Origin of the sequence: Dethiosulfovibrio peptidovorans (genome assembly GCA_002748665.1) — a bacterium.
Classification (GTDB): domain Bacteria; phylum Synergistota; class Synergistia; order Synergistales; family Dethiosulfovibrionaceae; genus Dethiosulfovibrio; species Dethiosulfovibrio peptidovorans_A.
Genome location: PDTB01000027.1, coordinates 1 through 17162, shown reverse-complemented (window position 1 = coordinate 17162; position 17162 = coordinate 1). Strand labels below are relative to the sequence as shown.

14 protein-coding genes are annotated in these 17162 nt (G+C 56.0%); 1 reads left to right on the top strand and 13 read right to left on the bottom strand.

The features are described 5' to 3' along the window. Window positions 1-8: 8 nt before the first annotated feature. From CSA35_08085 to CSA35_08075, 3 genes are read right to left on the bottom strand one after another with little or no spacing between them, the layout of a single operon-like run. Entirely contained in the window at window positions 9-755 is a 747-nt protein-coding gene (locus tag CSA35_08085; protein PIE54018.1) for an integrase, read from the bottom strand. Next, on the bottom strand, window positions 752-1234 hold the full coding sequence (locus CSA35_08080) for an aminoacyl-tRNA deacylase (GenBank protein ID PIE54052.1): 483 nt from the start codon (window positions 1232-1234) through the stop codon (window positions 752-754). The genes CSA35_08085 and CSA35_08080 overlap by 4 nt, the downstream gene beginning before the upstream one ends. Window positions 1235-1256: 22 nt before the next feature. Next, window positions 1257-2135: a transcriptional regulator gene (locus CSA35_08075; GenBank protein ID PIE54017.1), complete on the bottom strand. Its 879-nt coding sequence runs from the start codon at window positions 2133-2135 to the stop codon at window positions 1257-1259. Between the two features lie 114 nt (window positions 2136-2249). Here CSA35_08075 and CSA35_08070 point away from each other — a divergent pair, with 114 nt between their 5' ends. Continuing rightward, window positions 2250-3116: an RpiR family transcriptional regulator gene (locus CSA35_08070; protein PIE54016.1), complete on the top strand. Its 867-nt coding sequence runs from the start codon at window positions 2250-2252 to the stop codon at window positions 3114-3116. Window positions 3117-3210: 94 nt separating this feature from the next. Here CSA35_08070 and CSA35_08065 read toward each other — a convergent pair whose 3' ends face one another. The 10 genes from CSA35_08065 to CSA35_08020 all read right to left on the bottom strand — a co-directional run bounded on the left by CSA35_08065 (window position 3211) and on the right by CSA35_08020 (window position 16822). Then, entirely contained in the window at window positions 3211-5007 is a 1797-nt protein-coding gene (locus CSA35_08065) for an aspartate--tRNA ligase (GenBank protein ID PIE54015.1), read from the bottom strand. Window positions 5008-5056: 49 nt separating this feature from the next. After that, window positions 5057-6325 (bottom strand): histidine--tRNA ligase, encoded by a 1269-nt coding sequence (locus CSA35_08060; GenBank protein ID PIE54014.1) that lies wholly within the window; start codon window positions 6323-6325, stop codon window positions 5057-5059. A gap of 197 nt (window positions 6326-6522) precedes the next feature. Then, the gene (locus CSA35_08055; protein ID PIE54051.1) at window positions 6523-7071 is read right to left on the bottom strand and encodes a cytidine deaminase; all 549 of its coding nucleotides are present in this window, start codon (window positions 7069-7071) and stop codon (window positions 6523-6525) included. A 40-nt stretch (window positions 7072-7111) separates the two neighbouring features. Continuing rightward, window positions 7112-8485, bottom strand: coding sequence for a molybdopterin dehydrogenase (locus CSA35_08050; protein PIE54013.1), 1374 nt, complete (start codon window positions 8483-8485; stop codon window positions 7112-7114). Beyond that, window positions 8482-10776 (bottom strand): aldehyde oxidase, encoded by a 2295-nt coding sequence (locus CSA35_08045; protein PIE54050.1) that lies wholly within the window; start codon window positions 10774-10776, stop codon window positions 8482-8484. The genes CSA35_08050 and CSA35_08045 overlap by 4 nt, the downstream gene beginning before the upstream one ends. A 36-nt stretch (window positions 10777-10812) precedes the next feature. After that, the gene (locus CSA35_08040) at window positions 10813-11703 is read right to left on the bottom strand and encodes a diguanylate cyclase (protein PIE54012.1); all 891 of its coding nucleotides are present in this window, start codon (window positions 11701-11703) and stop codon (window positions 10813-10815) included. A 29-nt stretch (window positions 11704-11732) separates the two neighbouring features. Further along, complete coding sequence (locus tag CSA35_08035; GenBank protein ID PIE54011.1) at window positions 11733-13094, bottom strand: hypothetical protein; 1362 nt, start codon at window positions 13092-13094, stop codon at window positions 11733-11735. Between the two features lie 16 nt (window positions 13095-13110). Next, the gene (locus CSA35_08030; protein ID PIE54010.1) at window positions 13111-15459 is read right to left on the bottom strand and encodes an aldehyde oxidase; all 2349 of its coding nucleotides are present in this window, start codon (window positions 15457-15459) and stop codon (window positions 13111-13113) included. Further along, window positions 15452-15919: a ferredoxin gene (locus CSA35_08025; protein PIE54009.1), complete on the bottom strand. Its 468-nt coding sequence runs from the start codon at window positions 15917-15919 to the stop codon at window positions 15452-15454. The genes CSA35_08030 and CSA35_08025 overlap by 8 nt, the downstream gene beginning before the upstream one ends. A gap of 12 nt (window positions 15920-15931) precedes the next feature. Further along, window positions 15932-16822, bottom strand: a complete 891-nt coding sequence (locus CSA35_08020) for a hypothetical protein (GenBank protein PIE54008.1) — start codon at window positions 16820-16822, stop codon at window positions 15932-15934. Window positions 16823-17162 lie beyond the last annotated feature (340 nt).

Here is a 17162-nt window from a genome sequence, read left to right as displayed (position 1 = left end):
TTCAGGCATCAATGCAGGGCCTGAAGCAGCATTTTGAAAGCGCTGATCGTGACGACACAGGCCAGAATGATTCGCACCCACCGATTGCCCCGGGCCACGGAGAACCGTGCTCCCACATATCCACCGATCATGGATCCCGACGCCAGAGTGAGCCCAACGGGGATGTCGACCAACCCCTTGGCACTGAAGATGGCCAGGCTCACAGCTGTGTACACCAAAACCACGGTTACCTTGAGCGCGTTAGAGTGGATCAGGTCGTGCCCCACCACCCCAGACAGGACCCAGAGAAAGAGAAACCCCACTCCTGCCTGGACAAAACCTCCATAGACACCGATTGCAAAGAAGATCAGTATAACAAGCGCTTTGGGCAACTTTTTTTGTCGTTCGTTCTCCCACATAGAAGGACGAAATACGAGGAAGAAGGCCATGATTGAGATGAGCGTGGCGATGACGATCTGAAGCACCTTCGGGTCCAACTCCACCGCCAAAAATGCTCCAGCCACCGATCCTGCGGTCGTTGGGATAGCAAGGATAAGGGCCTCTTTCAGGGAGAGGACGCCAAGTCGATGAAATTTGCTCGTCGCTACAACGTTCTGACAAAGAATTGATACCCTGTTGGTCCCATTAGCGACGGGCATAGGTAATCCTGCAAAGACAAGGATAGGAAGGGTAATCAGGCTGCCCCCTCCGGCCAGGACATTGATGAAGCCCGCAGCGATTCCCGAGAGAAACACAGCTATCAGAGACAGATTCATGGCACTCGATCCTCCTTGAGGTCGACCATGCGCCCTTTGGTGTAGGCGATCAAGGTATCAGGGGCAATGGGGAAAAAATCATGATCGGATCCAGCAGCAGCCCAGACCACGGAGAATCTGGCGATATCCTGGTCGATGAGAGCGGGAAGCAGGGTATCGTATCCCACGGGCGGAACTCCTCCCACTCGATATCCGAAGGTCTCCAGAACGTACTCGGGCTGTGCCATCCTGATTTTCGACTTGGACACCCCGGCAGCGAGGGCAATCTTTTTAGGAGCTACTTTGTTGCTCCCGGACATGAGGACCAGCGTGGGTTCTCGGTTGACCAGAAAAATCAAGCTCTTGAGGATTTTATCTGGGGCAACTCCCACCGCAACCGAGGCATCTTCTACCGTGAAAATGGTCTCCTCGGTGTGACGAATAGACCCCTCATATCCCTGTGCGTCCAGAAACGCTCGAACTTTGTCCACTCCCTGCACGTCCATCTTTAACCAAGCCTCCTCAAGGGATATAGTGAGACCGTTCGGTCAAAAAGGCAACCAAGGTCTCGGCAGCACGGGTTTCACAGAGCCCAAAAACCAGAAATAACGGTCGTTTAAGAGGGGGGGCGAAGCTCACGGATACGACCCCTGGATGCCCGGCGGCGGCCACTCGCGAGACGATGCCAGCCTCGGCTCCCTCGGCAATTGCGTTGACCACAGCCAGTGCGTGTCCTAACTGAAGAGGGATATCCTTCGCCGTTCCCTCAGCTCCCCGATAGGCCTTCTCCCAGACCTGACGGGTACCCGATCCGACGCTACGGCCGACCAATCGAAGGGAAGCCAGATCCCTCAGGGGAACGGACGATCGATTGGCTAATGGGTGTCCCCTCTTCAGGATCAACACGAGCTCATCCTCGGCAAAGGGGACGCTTTTGAAACCAGGTGGCGTTCGATCAATCCCTACGATAGCGAGGTCGGATTTACGATCCACCAAGGTCTCAAGAGCCGATTGAGAGTCGCTGATCCTGACGTGAACGCTCACGCCGGAATACCGCTCGGCAAACTCCACCAGCATGGGAGGCAGGAGATAATCTCCGGGAATGGAGCCCGCGCTGATGACGACCGTTCCCGAAAGGTCTCGTGATATCTGGTCGATCTGACGTTGAACCCTGGCCCGACACTCCAGCATGGACAGAGCAGCCCGATAAAAAAGCGTTCCTTCGGGAGTGAGATCCGAGTGACGATGACCTTTGGCGAACAAAGAGGCCCCCAACTCATCCTCCAGACGCCTTACCCGTTTACTCGCCGTTGGCTGAGAGACTCCCAGGGCGGCTGCAGCCGCTGAGATGCTTCCCTTCTCCACGATGGCGATCAAGGTCTCCAGTTCTTTCAGGTCCATGCCCTTTTCGTCCTTTCCTCGTACAAGCAGCCCCGTGCCGAATTGACGAATCGGTCGGGCAACTATAAACTATACTAAACACATTTGCTCATTGATTTCCAGGAGGTGATTTTCTTGGAGATGCAAAAACTCCAGGAACTACTGCGGTCTCGTGTGAACACCATGCCGACGAAAGCTCGAAGAGTTGTAAACTATCTTCTCACTCACATGCGAGAGGCTGCATTTCTCTCAATTGGCGAAGTGGCCAACCATCTGGACGTATCCAAAGCTCAGTTGGTTCGGGTCGCCCGAATACTTGGGTTCAAGGGCTATGCCGACCTCAAAGAGGCCCTCAAGGAATCGGTCCTCGAGCAGGTGAACCCAGCGGCCCTGCTGAACCGGGTGATCAACGACGAGAGCGATCTTCCCCAAAAAATCCATAAAATGGAGCACGCCAACCTGGACGACACGTGGAACCAGCTTTCTCAAAACAAGATAAACCTTTTTTGCGAGCTCATCAAGAAAACCCACAACATCTACTGCACCGGTTGGGGCATTTCGTCCATGGTTGCCGAGGCGCTGTTCTCCCGATTCCGAGAGATGGCCATCAACGGTATTCTGATGAAACGAGGCTCCCTCACCCTCATCGAGCAGGCCAGGGGAATCAAGGCCGAGGACACGATTATAGCGTGCGACCTGCCAGGCTACGCCATTCAAATCACCGAGGCGGTTGAACGTGCGCAGCTCAACGGCGCATCGGTGGTCACGATCACCGACAGTCCGGCTGCACCGATCTGCCGTTTTGCCGACCTATCGTTTTTCGTGAGCGACAACAGCCCGACCTTCGGGAGCAGTCTCATCGGCCCTATTTTTTTGGTACATGTCTTAACCTCTATCCTCTCTATCAGCTTAGGAGAACAGGCCAGGAAAGCGCTGGAGGATCAGACCAGATGCCTCCACGATGAACGGATCTACCACCCGGTCTTCGGCCTTCGATACTGACATGTACCTCCCAGCAAAAAATTTAGCCTTGTGATGAGTATAACAGAAGGCGAGGTCCGAAAATCGGACCTCGCCTTTATCGTGTTTCGTCGAGCTATTTGGGCAAAATAACAGAACGGATGTGAAGTTCCTCCAATTGAGATGGTTCAACCTCCGACGGCGCTCCAGACATGAGGCTCTGAGCCTTGGCCGTTTTAGGGAAGGCCATGACGTCCCGGATAGACTGCGACCCAGTCAGGAGCATGACCAATCGGTCGAATCCCAAAGCGATTCCACCGTGAGGCGGTGTTCCAAAACTCAGGGCGTCCAGCAAAAAGCCGAAACGCTCCCGGGCCTGAGTTTCGTCGAACGACATGCAACGAAAGACCTGGGTCTGGATGGCCGGATCGTGAATCCGGATGGAGCCACCTCCTACCTCGTTGCCGTTGAGCACGAGATCGTAGGCCCGGGATCGAACCGATCCCGGGTCGGATTCGAGCAGGTAAAGATCTTCGACAAGGGGCATAGTGAAGGGATGATGAACTGACGTCCAACGTCCGTCGTCCTGATCCCACTCGAAGAGGGGGAACTCGGTCACCCAGAGGAACTCCCAACCGTCTCGAACATGGCCGTATGTACGGGCAATCTCCAGACGAATCTGTCCCAAAACGGAACAGATCAGGTGCCAGTCCGAGTGACCCATCACATAGAGCACGTCGCCACAGGCAGCCCCGGATATTCGTTCCAGATCGGCCAGATCCGAGGGTGAGAGAAACTTGACCAGAGGCCCTTTGATCCCATCCTCCTTGAACTGGAAGTACGCCATCTCGGGAGCTCCCAAGGCTTTGCCCTTCTGACAGACCTCCTCCACCAGCCGCCTCGACAGGCCTGCTCCACCGGGAAGGACCACCCCTCGAACATATCCACCCGATGCGATCAGGTCTTTGAAAGGAGCGAAGACGCTGCTTTCAAAGGCATCTCTCAAATCCACGATCTCGAAGGGAATTCGAAGATCGGGCTTGTCGCTTCCGAAGCGATCCATGGCCTCCTGATAGGAGAGGATACGAAATGGGGTTGGAAGGTCCACAGCCAGCTGTTTACGAAAGAGTCCTGCCATGTATTCTTCCATCAGGGCATAGATGTCACCCTCGGTTAAGAAACTGAGCTCGATATCCACCTGAGTGAACTCGGGCTGACGATCCGCACGAAGATCCTCGTCCCGAAAGCACTTGGCAATCTGAAAATATCGGTCCGTTCCGCTGATCATGAGAAGCTGCTTGAAAATCTGGGGAGACTGAGGCAGGGCAAAGAAAGTCCCGGGATTTACCCGACTGGGCACCAGATAGTCCCGGGCACCCTCCGGCGTGGACTTGGTGAGTATGGGAGTCTCCACCTCACAGAATTCCCGATCACTCAGGAAGTCTCGAGTGTATCGAGCCACATCGTGCCGGATCCGGAGGTTTCGCTGCATGGCGTTCCTTCGAAGGTCAAGATACCGATGGCTCAGCCGCAGGTTTTCGTCCACTTTTGAGGTCTCATCTCCCACCTCAAAGGGAAGAGGGCACGAGGGAGCCAGGAGAACGAAGTCATCCGCCAGAAGCTCCCAGTGGCCCGTGTCCATCTGGTCGTTTTCGGTTCCCTCCGGACGACTCTGTACCGATCCCGTCACCGCAACGACGAACTCACTCCGAAGATCCTTGGCACGATCATGCGCCTGAGGACAACGATCGGGGTTGAACACGACTTGAACCTCTCCCGTGGCGTCCCACACCTCGATGAAGATGATCCCACCCAGGTCACGGCGTTTCCGGACCCATCCGTTTACGGTGACGGTCTGTCTCTGATGTTCCTCTCGAATCTCTCCACATCGAACCGACCGTTTCCACTCTTTTGAAAAAATCCCCGTCTCCATAATGAACGTCATCCCGCCTTATTATTCATCTATACTCAAATCGACATCTTTATCGATCAATGACGGCCATCACCTGAGCAACAGCCTGATCCCTGGGTGCCTCTATCTGTTCCGATGTCATGAGATTTTTCAACGTAACGATCCCCTTGGAGACCTCGTTTCCTCCGAAAACACAAGCCACAGACGATCCGCTGCCCGCCGCTTTGAACTGCGCCTTCAAGCTTTTGCCCATGTAGTCCATGTCGGCAGACACACCAGCTCGCCTCAATGCGTATAAAAGCTCCAGCGCCTCTGGGCGAGCCGTCTCATCGGCACAGATCACGTAGGCCTGAGGCATCGGTTCCCGGCCGAAAGAACAGTTCTGCTGTTCCATGGTCAGAACGATACGATCCAACCCAGCGGCAAATCCGACCCCTGGAACGTGGGGACCACCGATGGCCTCGGCCAGGTTGTCGTAACGGCCACCGCCGCACACGGCGTTCTGAGCCCCTAAGTCCCCGGACTGAACCTCAAAGGCCGTCTTGGTGTAGTAATCAAGCCCCCGAACCAGTCGCTTATCGATATGGTAAGCCACCCCAAGGTCGTCAAGACCGGACGTCACGGCCTCGAAATGCCGGGAGCAGCTTTCACAGAGGGATTCGAAGATAGCCGGTGCCTCATCGGTGATCCTTTTGCATTTCTCGTCCTTACAGTCCAGAATTCTCAGAGGGTTTCGGTTGAATCTATTTTCGCAGGTGGGACACAGATCGCCCCTGTGATCCCCTATGAACTCCGTCAGGGTCTTTCGATAAGCTGGCCGACAGACGGGACATCCCACCGAGTTGAGCACGACCTCCAGGTTGGACATCCCCAAGGTTCGGAAGAGTTCCACGGCGGTCATGATGGTGTCTACGTCCACCAGGGCATTTTCCGATCCCAGAGACTCGAAATCGAGCTGCCAGAACTGACGATATCGCCCCTTCTGAGGCCGCTCATATCGGAACATGGGACCGACTCCCCAGAGTTTTACCGGCTGACGCCCACCGGACATGGAGTGTTCAAGATAGCTTCGGACCATGGACGCCGTCAGCTCAGGACGAAGTGTTATGCTTCGCCCCCCCTTATCGGTAAAGGTGTACATCTCCTTCTCAACCACGTCCGTGGCCTCGCCGATCCCCCGGGCGAAGAGCTCGGTGTGTTCGAACACAGGAAGGTGAATTTCCCTGTAGGCGTACAGTTCAGCCATCTTCTGGGTCACAGCGAGAACGTGTCCCCACTTCCACGAATCCTCGGGAAGGATATCCCGAACTCCCCTGGGAGCCTTGATGCTCTCGGCCATACCAGTCCCTCCTCTTTTCTATCCTTTGGGGACGACAAAGGCCGAGCCCCACAAGCGTTATCAGGAAATTATACATCGACTTCTACAGCTATGCCACCTATAAAGCTCTGCCCCTAAACAAGGAACCGCCCTCTGAATTGATGGACGGTTCCTTGAAAAATGTACCAATATGTCATGTGCTGATTGACTTCATCTCATCACTTCAGAGGAATGGAGTTGCTCTCTTTGGAAGCCTGATAGATCGCTGAAAGTCGGTCGTATTCCTCCTGAATGGCATCGATCCGTCGTCGACCTGATTCGGGCTCCTGAAGGCCATCGATCATCTCAACCAAGGGATGGGATGTGTAGAAGGAATTAGAGCGTGACGGCGCCCGGCAGTCAAAAACCTCCCGCAGCATCTTGATGTCATGAGGGATGTCGAAGGCATCCTTGGTGTCCTCATAGCTGAAGAGGAAGTAGAACTCAGGAAAACCAGCCCAGGCGATGGACGACAGGCACATGGAACAGGGTTCGTGAGTGGAGAGAAAAAGGCACTCACTCGGGTCAGGACGCTCGGCCATCTCGTAGAAACTCTTAATGGTGTACACCTCGCCGTGCCACAAAGGGCATTGAAGCTCGTGGTTCGTCCCGGCCACAACCAGGGACAGGTCTTTCTTCAAGAGAACCGCAGCACCAAAGACTTTGTGGCCTTCGGTCACACCAGTCCTGGTGAGAGGAACGATGTCCCTCTCGATAACGTCCAGCATACGATTAAAAATCCTGTCAACGCTCACGTCGGTCACCTCCTCAGCTGTAGGATCGATTGAGATCGCTCAGAAAACGAGCCACCATGTTGCCCGTTACGTTCTTGCGATATTCCTTCGAGGTTCTGGGATGGACGACGTCCCGTGTGGTCTCCCGTGCCATCTCGATACACCTGTCGGTCAAAGCCTTTCCCTCCAGAAGGTCGGAGACCGGATCCAGGAGAGTTGGCAACACCGACATGGTGCCGGCAACCCCTCTGAAATCACGAACAACACCGCCTTCTAATCTGGCGGAACAGGCCACGTTGACCCGGGAGATCGTCAGAGACTTTCTGGAACCCCTCTTGAAGAACGCCTGCGACGTGCCTGGTTCCGGGATCGGGATGATCACCGATTCCAGAAGTTCGTCGGAACGACGGTCGGTTGTTCGATATCCCTTGAAGAAGGAATCCATAGGGACTTTCCTTCGACCGCGGAGACTCCGAAAGACTACCGTAGCCCCAAGCATGAGGAGAACCGGCGGCATATCAGCAGCGGGAGATGCCGTCATGAGGTTACCGCCCATCGTGGCCTTGTTCTTGATCGCAATGGCAGCCGACTGATCGGCAGCCGACTGAAGAGCGGGAAAGTACTGCCGGATCAGGGGATGATCGGCCAGTCTCTGGGTGGTGACCCCACTCCCTACGATGACGGCCCCCCTCCCCAAACGTTCGATTTTTTTCAGGTCACACAGATGGGTCAGGTCCATAATCCGCTCGGGGGCTTTGGTACCTTTTTTCAGGTCGGGATACATGTCCGTGGTGCCAGCCACCATATACACGTCGTCGAAACGATCCAACACCTCGCAGGCATCGTTCACCTCGTAGGGCAGAAACACACGATCTCGCTCATCAGATGAGAGAATCGCAGAAAACTCAGGCCGAACCAGATCCAGGTCGGCCAGGTCCGCCCTGGCGATCTCACCATAGCCCTCATCCGCCGCCTGGGTGACGGCTTTGATGATCTTCTCGTATCCGGTACACCGGCAGAGGTTGCCAGCCAGCCCCTGTTTGATCTGCTCTCTGGTCGGATGAGGGTGACGGGCCAGAAGCGCCCGAGACGCCATCACCATGCCGGGAATACAGAAACCGCACTGGACGGCTCCCAGTTCCACAAAAGCCCGTTGAAGGGGATCGTCCTTGCCTTTCAACCCCTCCACGGTGACGACCCGGCTCCCATGAAGTTCCACAGCCGGAACCATGCAGGCATTTACCAAAAGGCCGTCCAGAATCACGGCACAGGCGCCGCACTCTCCCTCTCCACATCCTTCCTTGGTTCCGGTCAGGCCCCTGTATCGCCGAAGGATGTCCAGAAGACGGTCCAGAGGTCGGGCCTCAATCTCAAATGGATCTCCATTGATATGGACGGTGAGCTTCATAGCCGTTCCTCCTTTGCGGCCAACATAGACGTCATCCTCTCCGGGGTAACGGGAATATCCAAGGGGAACACGTCCAGAGCATGGCCGATAGCAGCGGCCAGAGCAGGAGCTCCTCCGTCATGTGGAAGTTCCCCCAATCCCTTGGCTCCATATGGTCCGTGAGAGTAGGGAATTTCGACAAACTCCACGTCGAAACGAGGGGAATCCATCGTTGTAGGAATCAGGTATTTGCTCAGGGAACCAGCATCGATTCGGTCGCCCTTGACTGCCATATCCTCAATCCATCCGTACCCCAGAGCCTGAAGGGACCCTCCTTCGAACTGCCCCTCAGCCAGGATCGGATTGATCACCGTCCCTATATCAACCACCGCGCACAGATCGGTGGGAACGACCTCCAGGGTATCCCGATTCACCTCGACCTCCACAACGTCGCAGGCCCAGGAGTAGGACGGGTAGGCATCTCCTGTACTGGTATCGTCGTCCCAGTGGCTGCCAGTGGAGACGTACTCGCCCCATCCCACAAGCTCGCCTTTCTCTTCGGCATAGCCATGAGCGACCTCCCAGAAAGTCAGACATCTATCGCCAACACGGAACACTCCCTCCCCATATGATGGATCAGAGCCCAGTTTCTCCGATACATAGCCCGACAGTTTGTCCAGCATGTCCCTGGCGGATCGGGTAAGGATAGCACCGACAACCACCGTAGTCCGAGATGCCACGGTGGGACCACTGTCGGATGCTTTAGACGTATCGGGGGCGAGATAGTCGACCCTGTTCAGAGGCACCTGAAGCCCCTGGGCCACGATCTGAGACAGCACAGTGGCCGCCCCCTGTCCCATCTCGGTATTACTGATCCGAAGCTCCAGCCGTCCCTCTTCGGACGTCCGACCAGGCACGAAGACCACTTTTGTCTTACCTAAAATATGGTCCTCCCCCGATCCGGTGAACCCTCCTCCGTGGAGGAACAAAGACAAGCCTATGCCTTTCAGGATCTGTCCACCTTGCTCGTTCTCTCGGCTATACCGCTCGACCTTCTCATAATATTCTGACCTCTCCAGAGCCCGATCCAATACGGTCTCAGCGGCCACTTGGTCGAGCACCTGACCACAGGGCAGGAGGTCACCCACCGTCAACAGGTTTTTCCTACGGATAGCCACGGGATCCATGCCCAGTCTCCCGGCAGCGAGGTCCATGTGGCGTTCCATGGCAAACAGGGATTGAGGTACGCCGAATCCCCTATACGCGCCGCTGGGCGGAAGGTTCGTGGCAACGGCCCGCCCCAGAACCCGAACGTTGGGTACTCGATAACAGCTGGTGGCGTGAAGTACCCCCCGCTGAAGGACCACAACGCTCAGAGTGGTGGTAGCACCTCCGTTCAGGATAAAATCCACGTCGATAGCGGTAAGCGTTCCGTCCTTCAGGAACCCCGCACGGATCCTGGTCACCGACGGATGACGCTTGGACGTAGCTGCGAGGTCCTCGTGACGATCGAAGACCATTTTCACCGTGCGCCCCGCAGCCAGGGCCAGGATGGCCACGTGGAGGGCCACCAGGGACGGATAGAACTCCTTGCCTCCAAAGCCACCGCCGGTGACGGTCTGACGAATCACCACCCGATCAGGGTCGAAGTTCAGTCCCTGTACCACGGAGTTATGGACATAGAATGGACACTGAGACGAGATATCCACAGAGACCCCTCGACCGTCGGGATCCGGCGTGGCAAAAGCTCCCTGGGGCTCAAGGTACACCTGTTCCTGATGCTGCGTCGTATACGTCTCGTCCAGTATAAGGTCAGCCTGGGCAAATCCCTCGTCCAGATCACCCCGGCCGATGTCGAAGGTCTGAAGCACGTTGTCGTGCCCCCAGACCAGCCGCTCGCCCTTCAGCGCGTCGTAAACGTCGATGACAGGCTCACCGTCAGGCTCGATCACCGGAGTCAGAGCTGCTAAAGCAGCTTTCAGAGTCTCCCGATCGGGAGCGGCAACCAGAGCCACCGGTTCGGTCACGTAGGATACCCGATCCTCAGCCAGGATAGGGCAGTCGTTCCGAACGGAGGCCACCATATTGGGTCCAGGCAAATCGGCAGCACTCACCACCACGACCCGAGACCAGTCAAAACCTGGATCCCGTTCGATACCTTTTAGCCACCCTCGAGCCGACGGCGAGCGAAGGACCCCTCCATACCAACAACCATCAAGTGGAATGTCGTCGACATACTGGGCCCGACCGGTGACCTTCTCCCAGCCATCCTTTCGAACCTCCGGGCATCCCACGACGGAATACTGGTTCATCACGAAAAATCCCCCCTCAATACACACATGCCCGACCTAGGCCCGACCGTAGAGCCCTCGAATCTCGTCTATGGACCGATACCCCTTCTCGTCCATCCATTGAGACATCCCTGAGGCAATCCGACCATAAGTACCGGGCCCCTTACGAATAGCCTCGGAACACACCCCAACCAGAGAGGCCCCAGCCATGATGAATTTCACAGCATCCTCACCAGTTCGGATGCCCCCCACCCCTATGACCGGTTTCTCCTGAACGTGGGCGATCTGATAGACGGCGTAGAGAGCCACACCCGTGATAGCGGGTCCAGACAGCCAGCCATGACCGTCCTCCGTGCCCAGCCTTGGCCTGGGTTTTTCGATATCGAAATCCAGAGCTGGCCCCACCGAGTTGACCGCCACAAAGCCATCCACGTACTGGGACATAATTCTGGCCATCTCAGGAATATCCGGTGTACTAGGCGAGACCTTCATCCAGACAGGACAGGAGACCGCCCCCTTCAGAGCCTCGGCCACCTTTTTTAAAGGATCGAGAGTCTTGCCCACGTAGTGAGTGGAGAACTCGATGGCGTGAGGTCCCACCTCGGCCTCCAGAGCTCGACCAAGTTCGGCAACGTCCTCCGGGCTATAGCCGATGGAGCAAATCAGAGGAACACCGGTTTGCTTCACAGCTCTGTAATCCTCCAGATACTCCCTCCATGGACGGTCCGACCAGGTCTCGCAGTTGAGGTACCCTTCACAGGGACCCTTTGCGATGCAGGGTTTAGGATAGACCGCCGGCTCTCGGGAGATGGTCTTGGTCACGATGCCGCCGGCCCCTTTATCGACAGCGCCCAGCATCTGAGCCCGTTGCATCACGTTAGGGCCAGCTGCCGGGAGAACCGGGTTTTTGAAGGTCATGTTGCCTAAGGTCACAGACAGATCAGCCATACAGAATCCCTCCTAAAATGTACATGCGGTTATTCATCTTCCGTGTAGGTCGACCACGGATTTCTGCCGAAACGGTCGTGAAGACGACGAGCAGCCGAACGAGCCAGGATTCCGCTCTCCCGGCGGTTCAGCTCCTCATCGGCGAAGACCCCATCACGCCAGAGGATCTTCCCTCCGACCACGGTCATAAAGGCATTTCCACCTCTGGCTCCAAAGACCAGGTGTCCCAAGACGTTGTTTGCGTCTATGGGCGAGGTGGGGACGTAGTCGAGAACCGCCACATCGGCGGCGGAGCCTATCTCAAAACATCGAAGGTCTGGAAAAAATCGTCGAACATAGGGGTACCGATGGGAAAAAAACGATCTGTGCAGTCCTCCCCAGATATCCGGGGACTGACGACCCAGGAGAAAGGCCGACCGGAGGGAGGCCACCATGTCGCCGGTCATGCCGTCGGTCCCAAGAAGAAAGGAGGGGATCCGTCCCCGATCCAAGCTGCCCACCTGGTTGTTGGCGTTGGACTCGGGGTTTGTCACAACCGCCGGGGACAGTTCTTCCAAGATACGATGGTCTTCGTCAGAGAGATGGATACAGTGGGCCAACAGCGCCGACGAGGAGAGAAGACCGAAAGCCTCAAGACGATGGACCGGTCCATGATAGCCCATCGCCCTGCAATAGTCGTAATCGGCTCGTCCTTCCCCGCAATGAACATGAACGGCCATGTCCCTGGGCTTATGCCCTCCAATATACGCCATGGATTCATCGGAAATAGTGAAGTTTGCATGAAGCCCCAACATTCCTCGTCTCATCGGATCACTCCGATGAGACTCCCAAAAACGGAGGTTTTCGTCAAACTGGGAAGTGAGCTTATCCCGTCCCAATCGATCAGAGAGTTCCAGACAAAGGACGGCCCGAATACCGGCTCGTTCGATGCCTTCCGAGACGGCATCCAGGGCACCCGAGACGAACGTCATGGATGCATGGTGATCAAAGACGGTGGTCACACCATGCCGCAAGCAATCCAAAGCCCCCCACAGGGCAGACCAATACACGGCCTCCCTGTCCATCGCAGCATCCAGGGGCCACCACAGCTCTTTCAGAATACCGATAAAATCCTCTGAGCTCCCATGAGGCGCGATACCCGGAGCAAAACACGAATACAGATGGTGATGCATGTTGGTCAGTCCTGGTAGAATCAAGCGACCTCCTACATCAACCCACGGAGAGTCCCCTTTTTTTTTCAGCTCATCCGACGCCCCCACAGCAACGATGTGCCCATCGTCGATCAGAAGCGCCCCATCGGGGTAGAAAACCCCCATCCCGTCGGTCACCACGCCGTTTCCAACGACGTATCTCCTCTCGTTCATCTCTATATCCCCTCCCCTCACGGACACCGACTCTCTCTCCCCTTCACTTTTTCAGTTTTTTCAGAGCCTCCAGGATTTTTTCCGGTGTCAGGGGCAGGTCGAAGATTCGGACACCAACGGCATCGAAGACCGCGTTGGCTATGGCCGGAGCCGGACCGTTGATGCAGACCTCCGAGACCGACTTGGCTCCGAAGGGACCGGTCTCCTCGTAGGAGTCCACCAGTATGGTATCTATTTTAGGCACGTCTAACGATCCAAAAATCTTGTAGTTGCCAAAGTCGGGGTTGGTCATACGTCCCTTGCTATCGAAGAGGTACTGCTCCCGAAGGGCATAGCCAATACCGTTGAGCACCCCGCCCTCCACCTGTCCCTCCGTCATCCGGGGATTCAGAGCGTGCCCACAGTCCACGGCGCTGACGAAGTGCAGCACCTTGACGTCGCCGGTCCTGGTGTCCACCTCCACCTCCGCGAACTGGGCGATAAATGGCGGCGGCGAAACGGGAGACGTATAGGATCCGTAGGCCTGGATCTGGTGAAGATTCTCACCGGCGCCGTACATGGCAAATCGGGCGATAGCGCCAAAATCGGTGCAGCTATCCCGATTTTCCCTATCCCAGACGGTGCCATGAGCGGTCTCAAGCCGATCCCTCGGCACCTCCAGCATCATGGAGGCCGCTTTCAGGATGTTCTCCAGGAATTTCTCGGCACAGGTTCGAACGGCACCGCCGGAGACGTAGGTACCAGAGGAAGCGTAGGCCCCATCGTCAAAAGGGGTTACATCCGTATCGGATGCCAAGGGCACGACCATGGTCGGAGCAACGCCCAACACTTCGGCCGCGATCTGGCACATGATGGTGTCCGACCCCGTTCCGGTGTCTGTGGCCCCCATGAGGAGGTTACACGAGCCATCCTCGTTGAGCTTCATATAGGCACTTCCCATGTCGATCAGGGGGATTCCCGAGCCCTGCATAGACGCCGCCATTCCAACGCCCCGAACCTTGTCGGGGCCGCCGGAGAGTTTTTTATCCCGTTTCTCGTACCACCCGATAGCCTCAGCCCCTCGGTCGATGCACTCACTCAGCTTACAGCAGGTGATAACCTGTGGAACGCCGGCCTTCCCCTCGCCTATGGCCTCGAATACGGGAGAGCCTTCGCCCTCCTTGATATGCCACTTCTTTATGTATTCCAACATATCCTGACCTGTCCGACGGGCGATTATATCGACGTGCTGCATAAACCCGAACGTCGCCTGAGTGACCCCATACCCCCGATAGGCGCCTCCAACCGGCTGATTCGTATACACGGTTCGTCCGATAAACTCCACGTTCTCGACCTTGTTAAACAGAGGAAGGACCTTGGAGGCAGCGTTACACAAGACCGTGAGGCCGTGGGAGCCGTACGCCCCGGCGGTCATCAAATCGTCCATCCGCAATGCGGTGATGGTGCCGTCCTCCTTGAGACCGGTGGTAATGTGAACCCTCATGGGATGCCTCGTACGAGCAGCCATGAAGACCTCCTCCCGTGAGAAGATGAATTTGACGGGACGACCGGTACGCAGGGCAAATTTGGCCGCAAGAGGTTCCAGTAGAACCTCTTGCTTTCCGCCGTAGGCCCCGCCAACCCGGGGCTTGATCACGTGAATTTTGCGAAGGGGAATGCTCAGAACCTGGGCCAGAATCCGCCTGGTGTGAAAGGGGACACTGGTGGACGTGTACACCACCAACCGTCCAATATCATCAAAGGTGACGAAGGTCGAGTGCGGCTCCATCATGCAGTGATGGGCATAGTGGGTATGGTAGACCTGATCGAGGATGAAGTCAGCCTCGGCCAACCCCTTATCCACATCACCAATGGTGAAGATTTTCTCGGCCATCAGGTTTTTACCCGGTTCGTAGGGCACCGGGATGGGCATGTACTCGTCCCGATCATGAACCACTGGCGCCCCGGGAGTTAAAGATAGCTCTGGATCGAACAGAGGCTCGAGAACATCGTAGGTAACCCTGATCTTCGAGATGGCCTCCCTCGCGATATCCAAGGTCTCGGCAGCCACTGCTGCTACCCGATCACCCACGAATCGAACCTTGTCGTCGAAAAGCCAGGAATCATAGGGTGACGGCTCAGGAAATCCCTGCCCCGCAGTAGTGTGAACGACCCTGGGCATGTCCTCGTAGGCATTTTTGTATGTGAGGACATCCACTACGCCAGGAAAGGCCTGGGCCTGGGAGACATCGATATCGGTGATAAGCGCATGAGCATGGGGCGAACGCAGAACCGCCACGTGCAGCGTTCCCGGAGCGTCGAAATCGTCGGTGTATCGCCCTGTTCCCGTGGCCAGGGAGAGCCCGTCCACCTTCTGAACGTCGTGTCCCACCGATGCGAAGGTTTTATCCATGGTCTCTCATCCTTTCAGCAGCCAAATGGACAGCGTCAAAGATTTTCACGTATCCGGAACATCGGCACTTATTGCCGTCCAGAGCCTTTCGGATTTCCTGATCCGACGGATCGGGGTTTTGAGAGAGAAGACTGTACGTAGCCAGGATCATGCCAGGTGTACAGAATCCGCACTGCACGGCTCCAGCGTCCACGAAGGCCTGCTGAATCACGTGAGGCCTGTGAACCGTACCCAATCCCTGCACAGTCACGATCTCGGCACCCACAACGGATGCAGCGAAGACCTTACAGGAATTGACCAACTCCCCGTTCAGAACCACAGCACAGGCACCACACTCACCGGTATCACACCCGCGTTTGACCTCCGAGTGTCCTCCATCCCGAAGGACCTGTAGCAGCATGGCATCGGGCTCAAAGGTACATTTTTTCTCGATACCGTTGATGACGAAACATCCTTCCATCATCTTCCCCCCCTATCTCTCGAGAAGCTCTGCCAGGCCACGCTCAATCCAGACAGCCGTTACCTGGCGAAAATACTCGCTGCTTCCCGACTTCTTATCGGGGAAGGCCAGATCCAGTTCATCACCGAGACCGGCTACGACCACATCACCGCAAGGGCAGTCCTTCACGAGTTGAGCGATCTGATCAAGGATCATGAAGCGGTTCTTGGTCCCAACGACGACGCCTCGAAAATCCTCCACAACACGACCGTTCTTCCGAAGAAGAAGGGTAATGGTACAACCCGGATAATCGAAGCCGACCCGAACCTCCCGGTAATACCAACTGAGCCATTCTTCGTCGGGAATCAGAACCGACCGGATCACCGTCTTTTTGAAACGCCCCCGATTGGAGACAAAATCCTCCAGAGGATAGACGCCACCGCAAGTTCCAACGAGATCCACCGATGCTCCAAGAGCCAGAAGAGGCCCCATAAGATCGGACCAGACAGGAAAGAACGTCACGCTTCCTCCCACGGTAATCCTGTTTCGCAGAGCCGTGGATGCCGCCGCATTCAGGGATTTGGTCAATATGTGTCCGGGACGAAGCTCCCCCAACTCCCGAACGACCTGATTGAAGGTACACATAGCCCCAATTCGAATGAATTCACCATCTCGAACGCATCGGTCCCAGCCTATACGGGAAAGGTCCACGACTGTCCGAACGGATCGAACCCGATTTCTGGGAATTCCCGTACCTCCTCCGTGAATCAGAATTTGTCCCTCCGCCACAAGATCCTCAAGTTCCTGAACCTCCGACGGGAAAAGCCATTTTGATTCCACACTACCCCCTCCTCTGCACACTGTCTTTCCAGATGATCGTCGATCAGAACAGGCAACCAGCCCCAGAGATATATAAACATTTATTTTTTAATGTCAATATCGTATGATTTTATCGAGACAATGTCAAGAAGAGGAGCGTACAAGCTCATAAGGATTCCCAATAAACTCCCCAACTCTTTTCGATGCTTCTATAAATAAGTAAGGCCCCCTGCAATGCATACAAGGAGTATCGACACGTCTGATGAAATTTCGTGTATATCCTAATCCAGTAAGGACGGAACCGTGCATACGTGGAAATCGGAAGCAACGTGATGACAATGAGGAGGAGCCGCCCCGATTGGGAGCGGCTCCTCCTTTCGTTATGCTGTTTACCTCTATACCCTCGGCCCATACACCCTTCAGCGCCTCAGGAAAACAAGTGGCA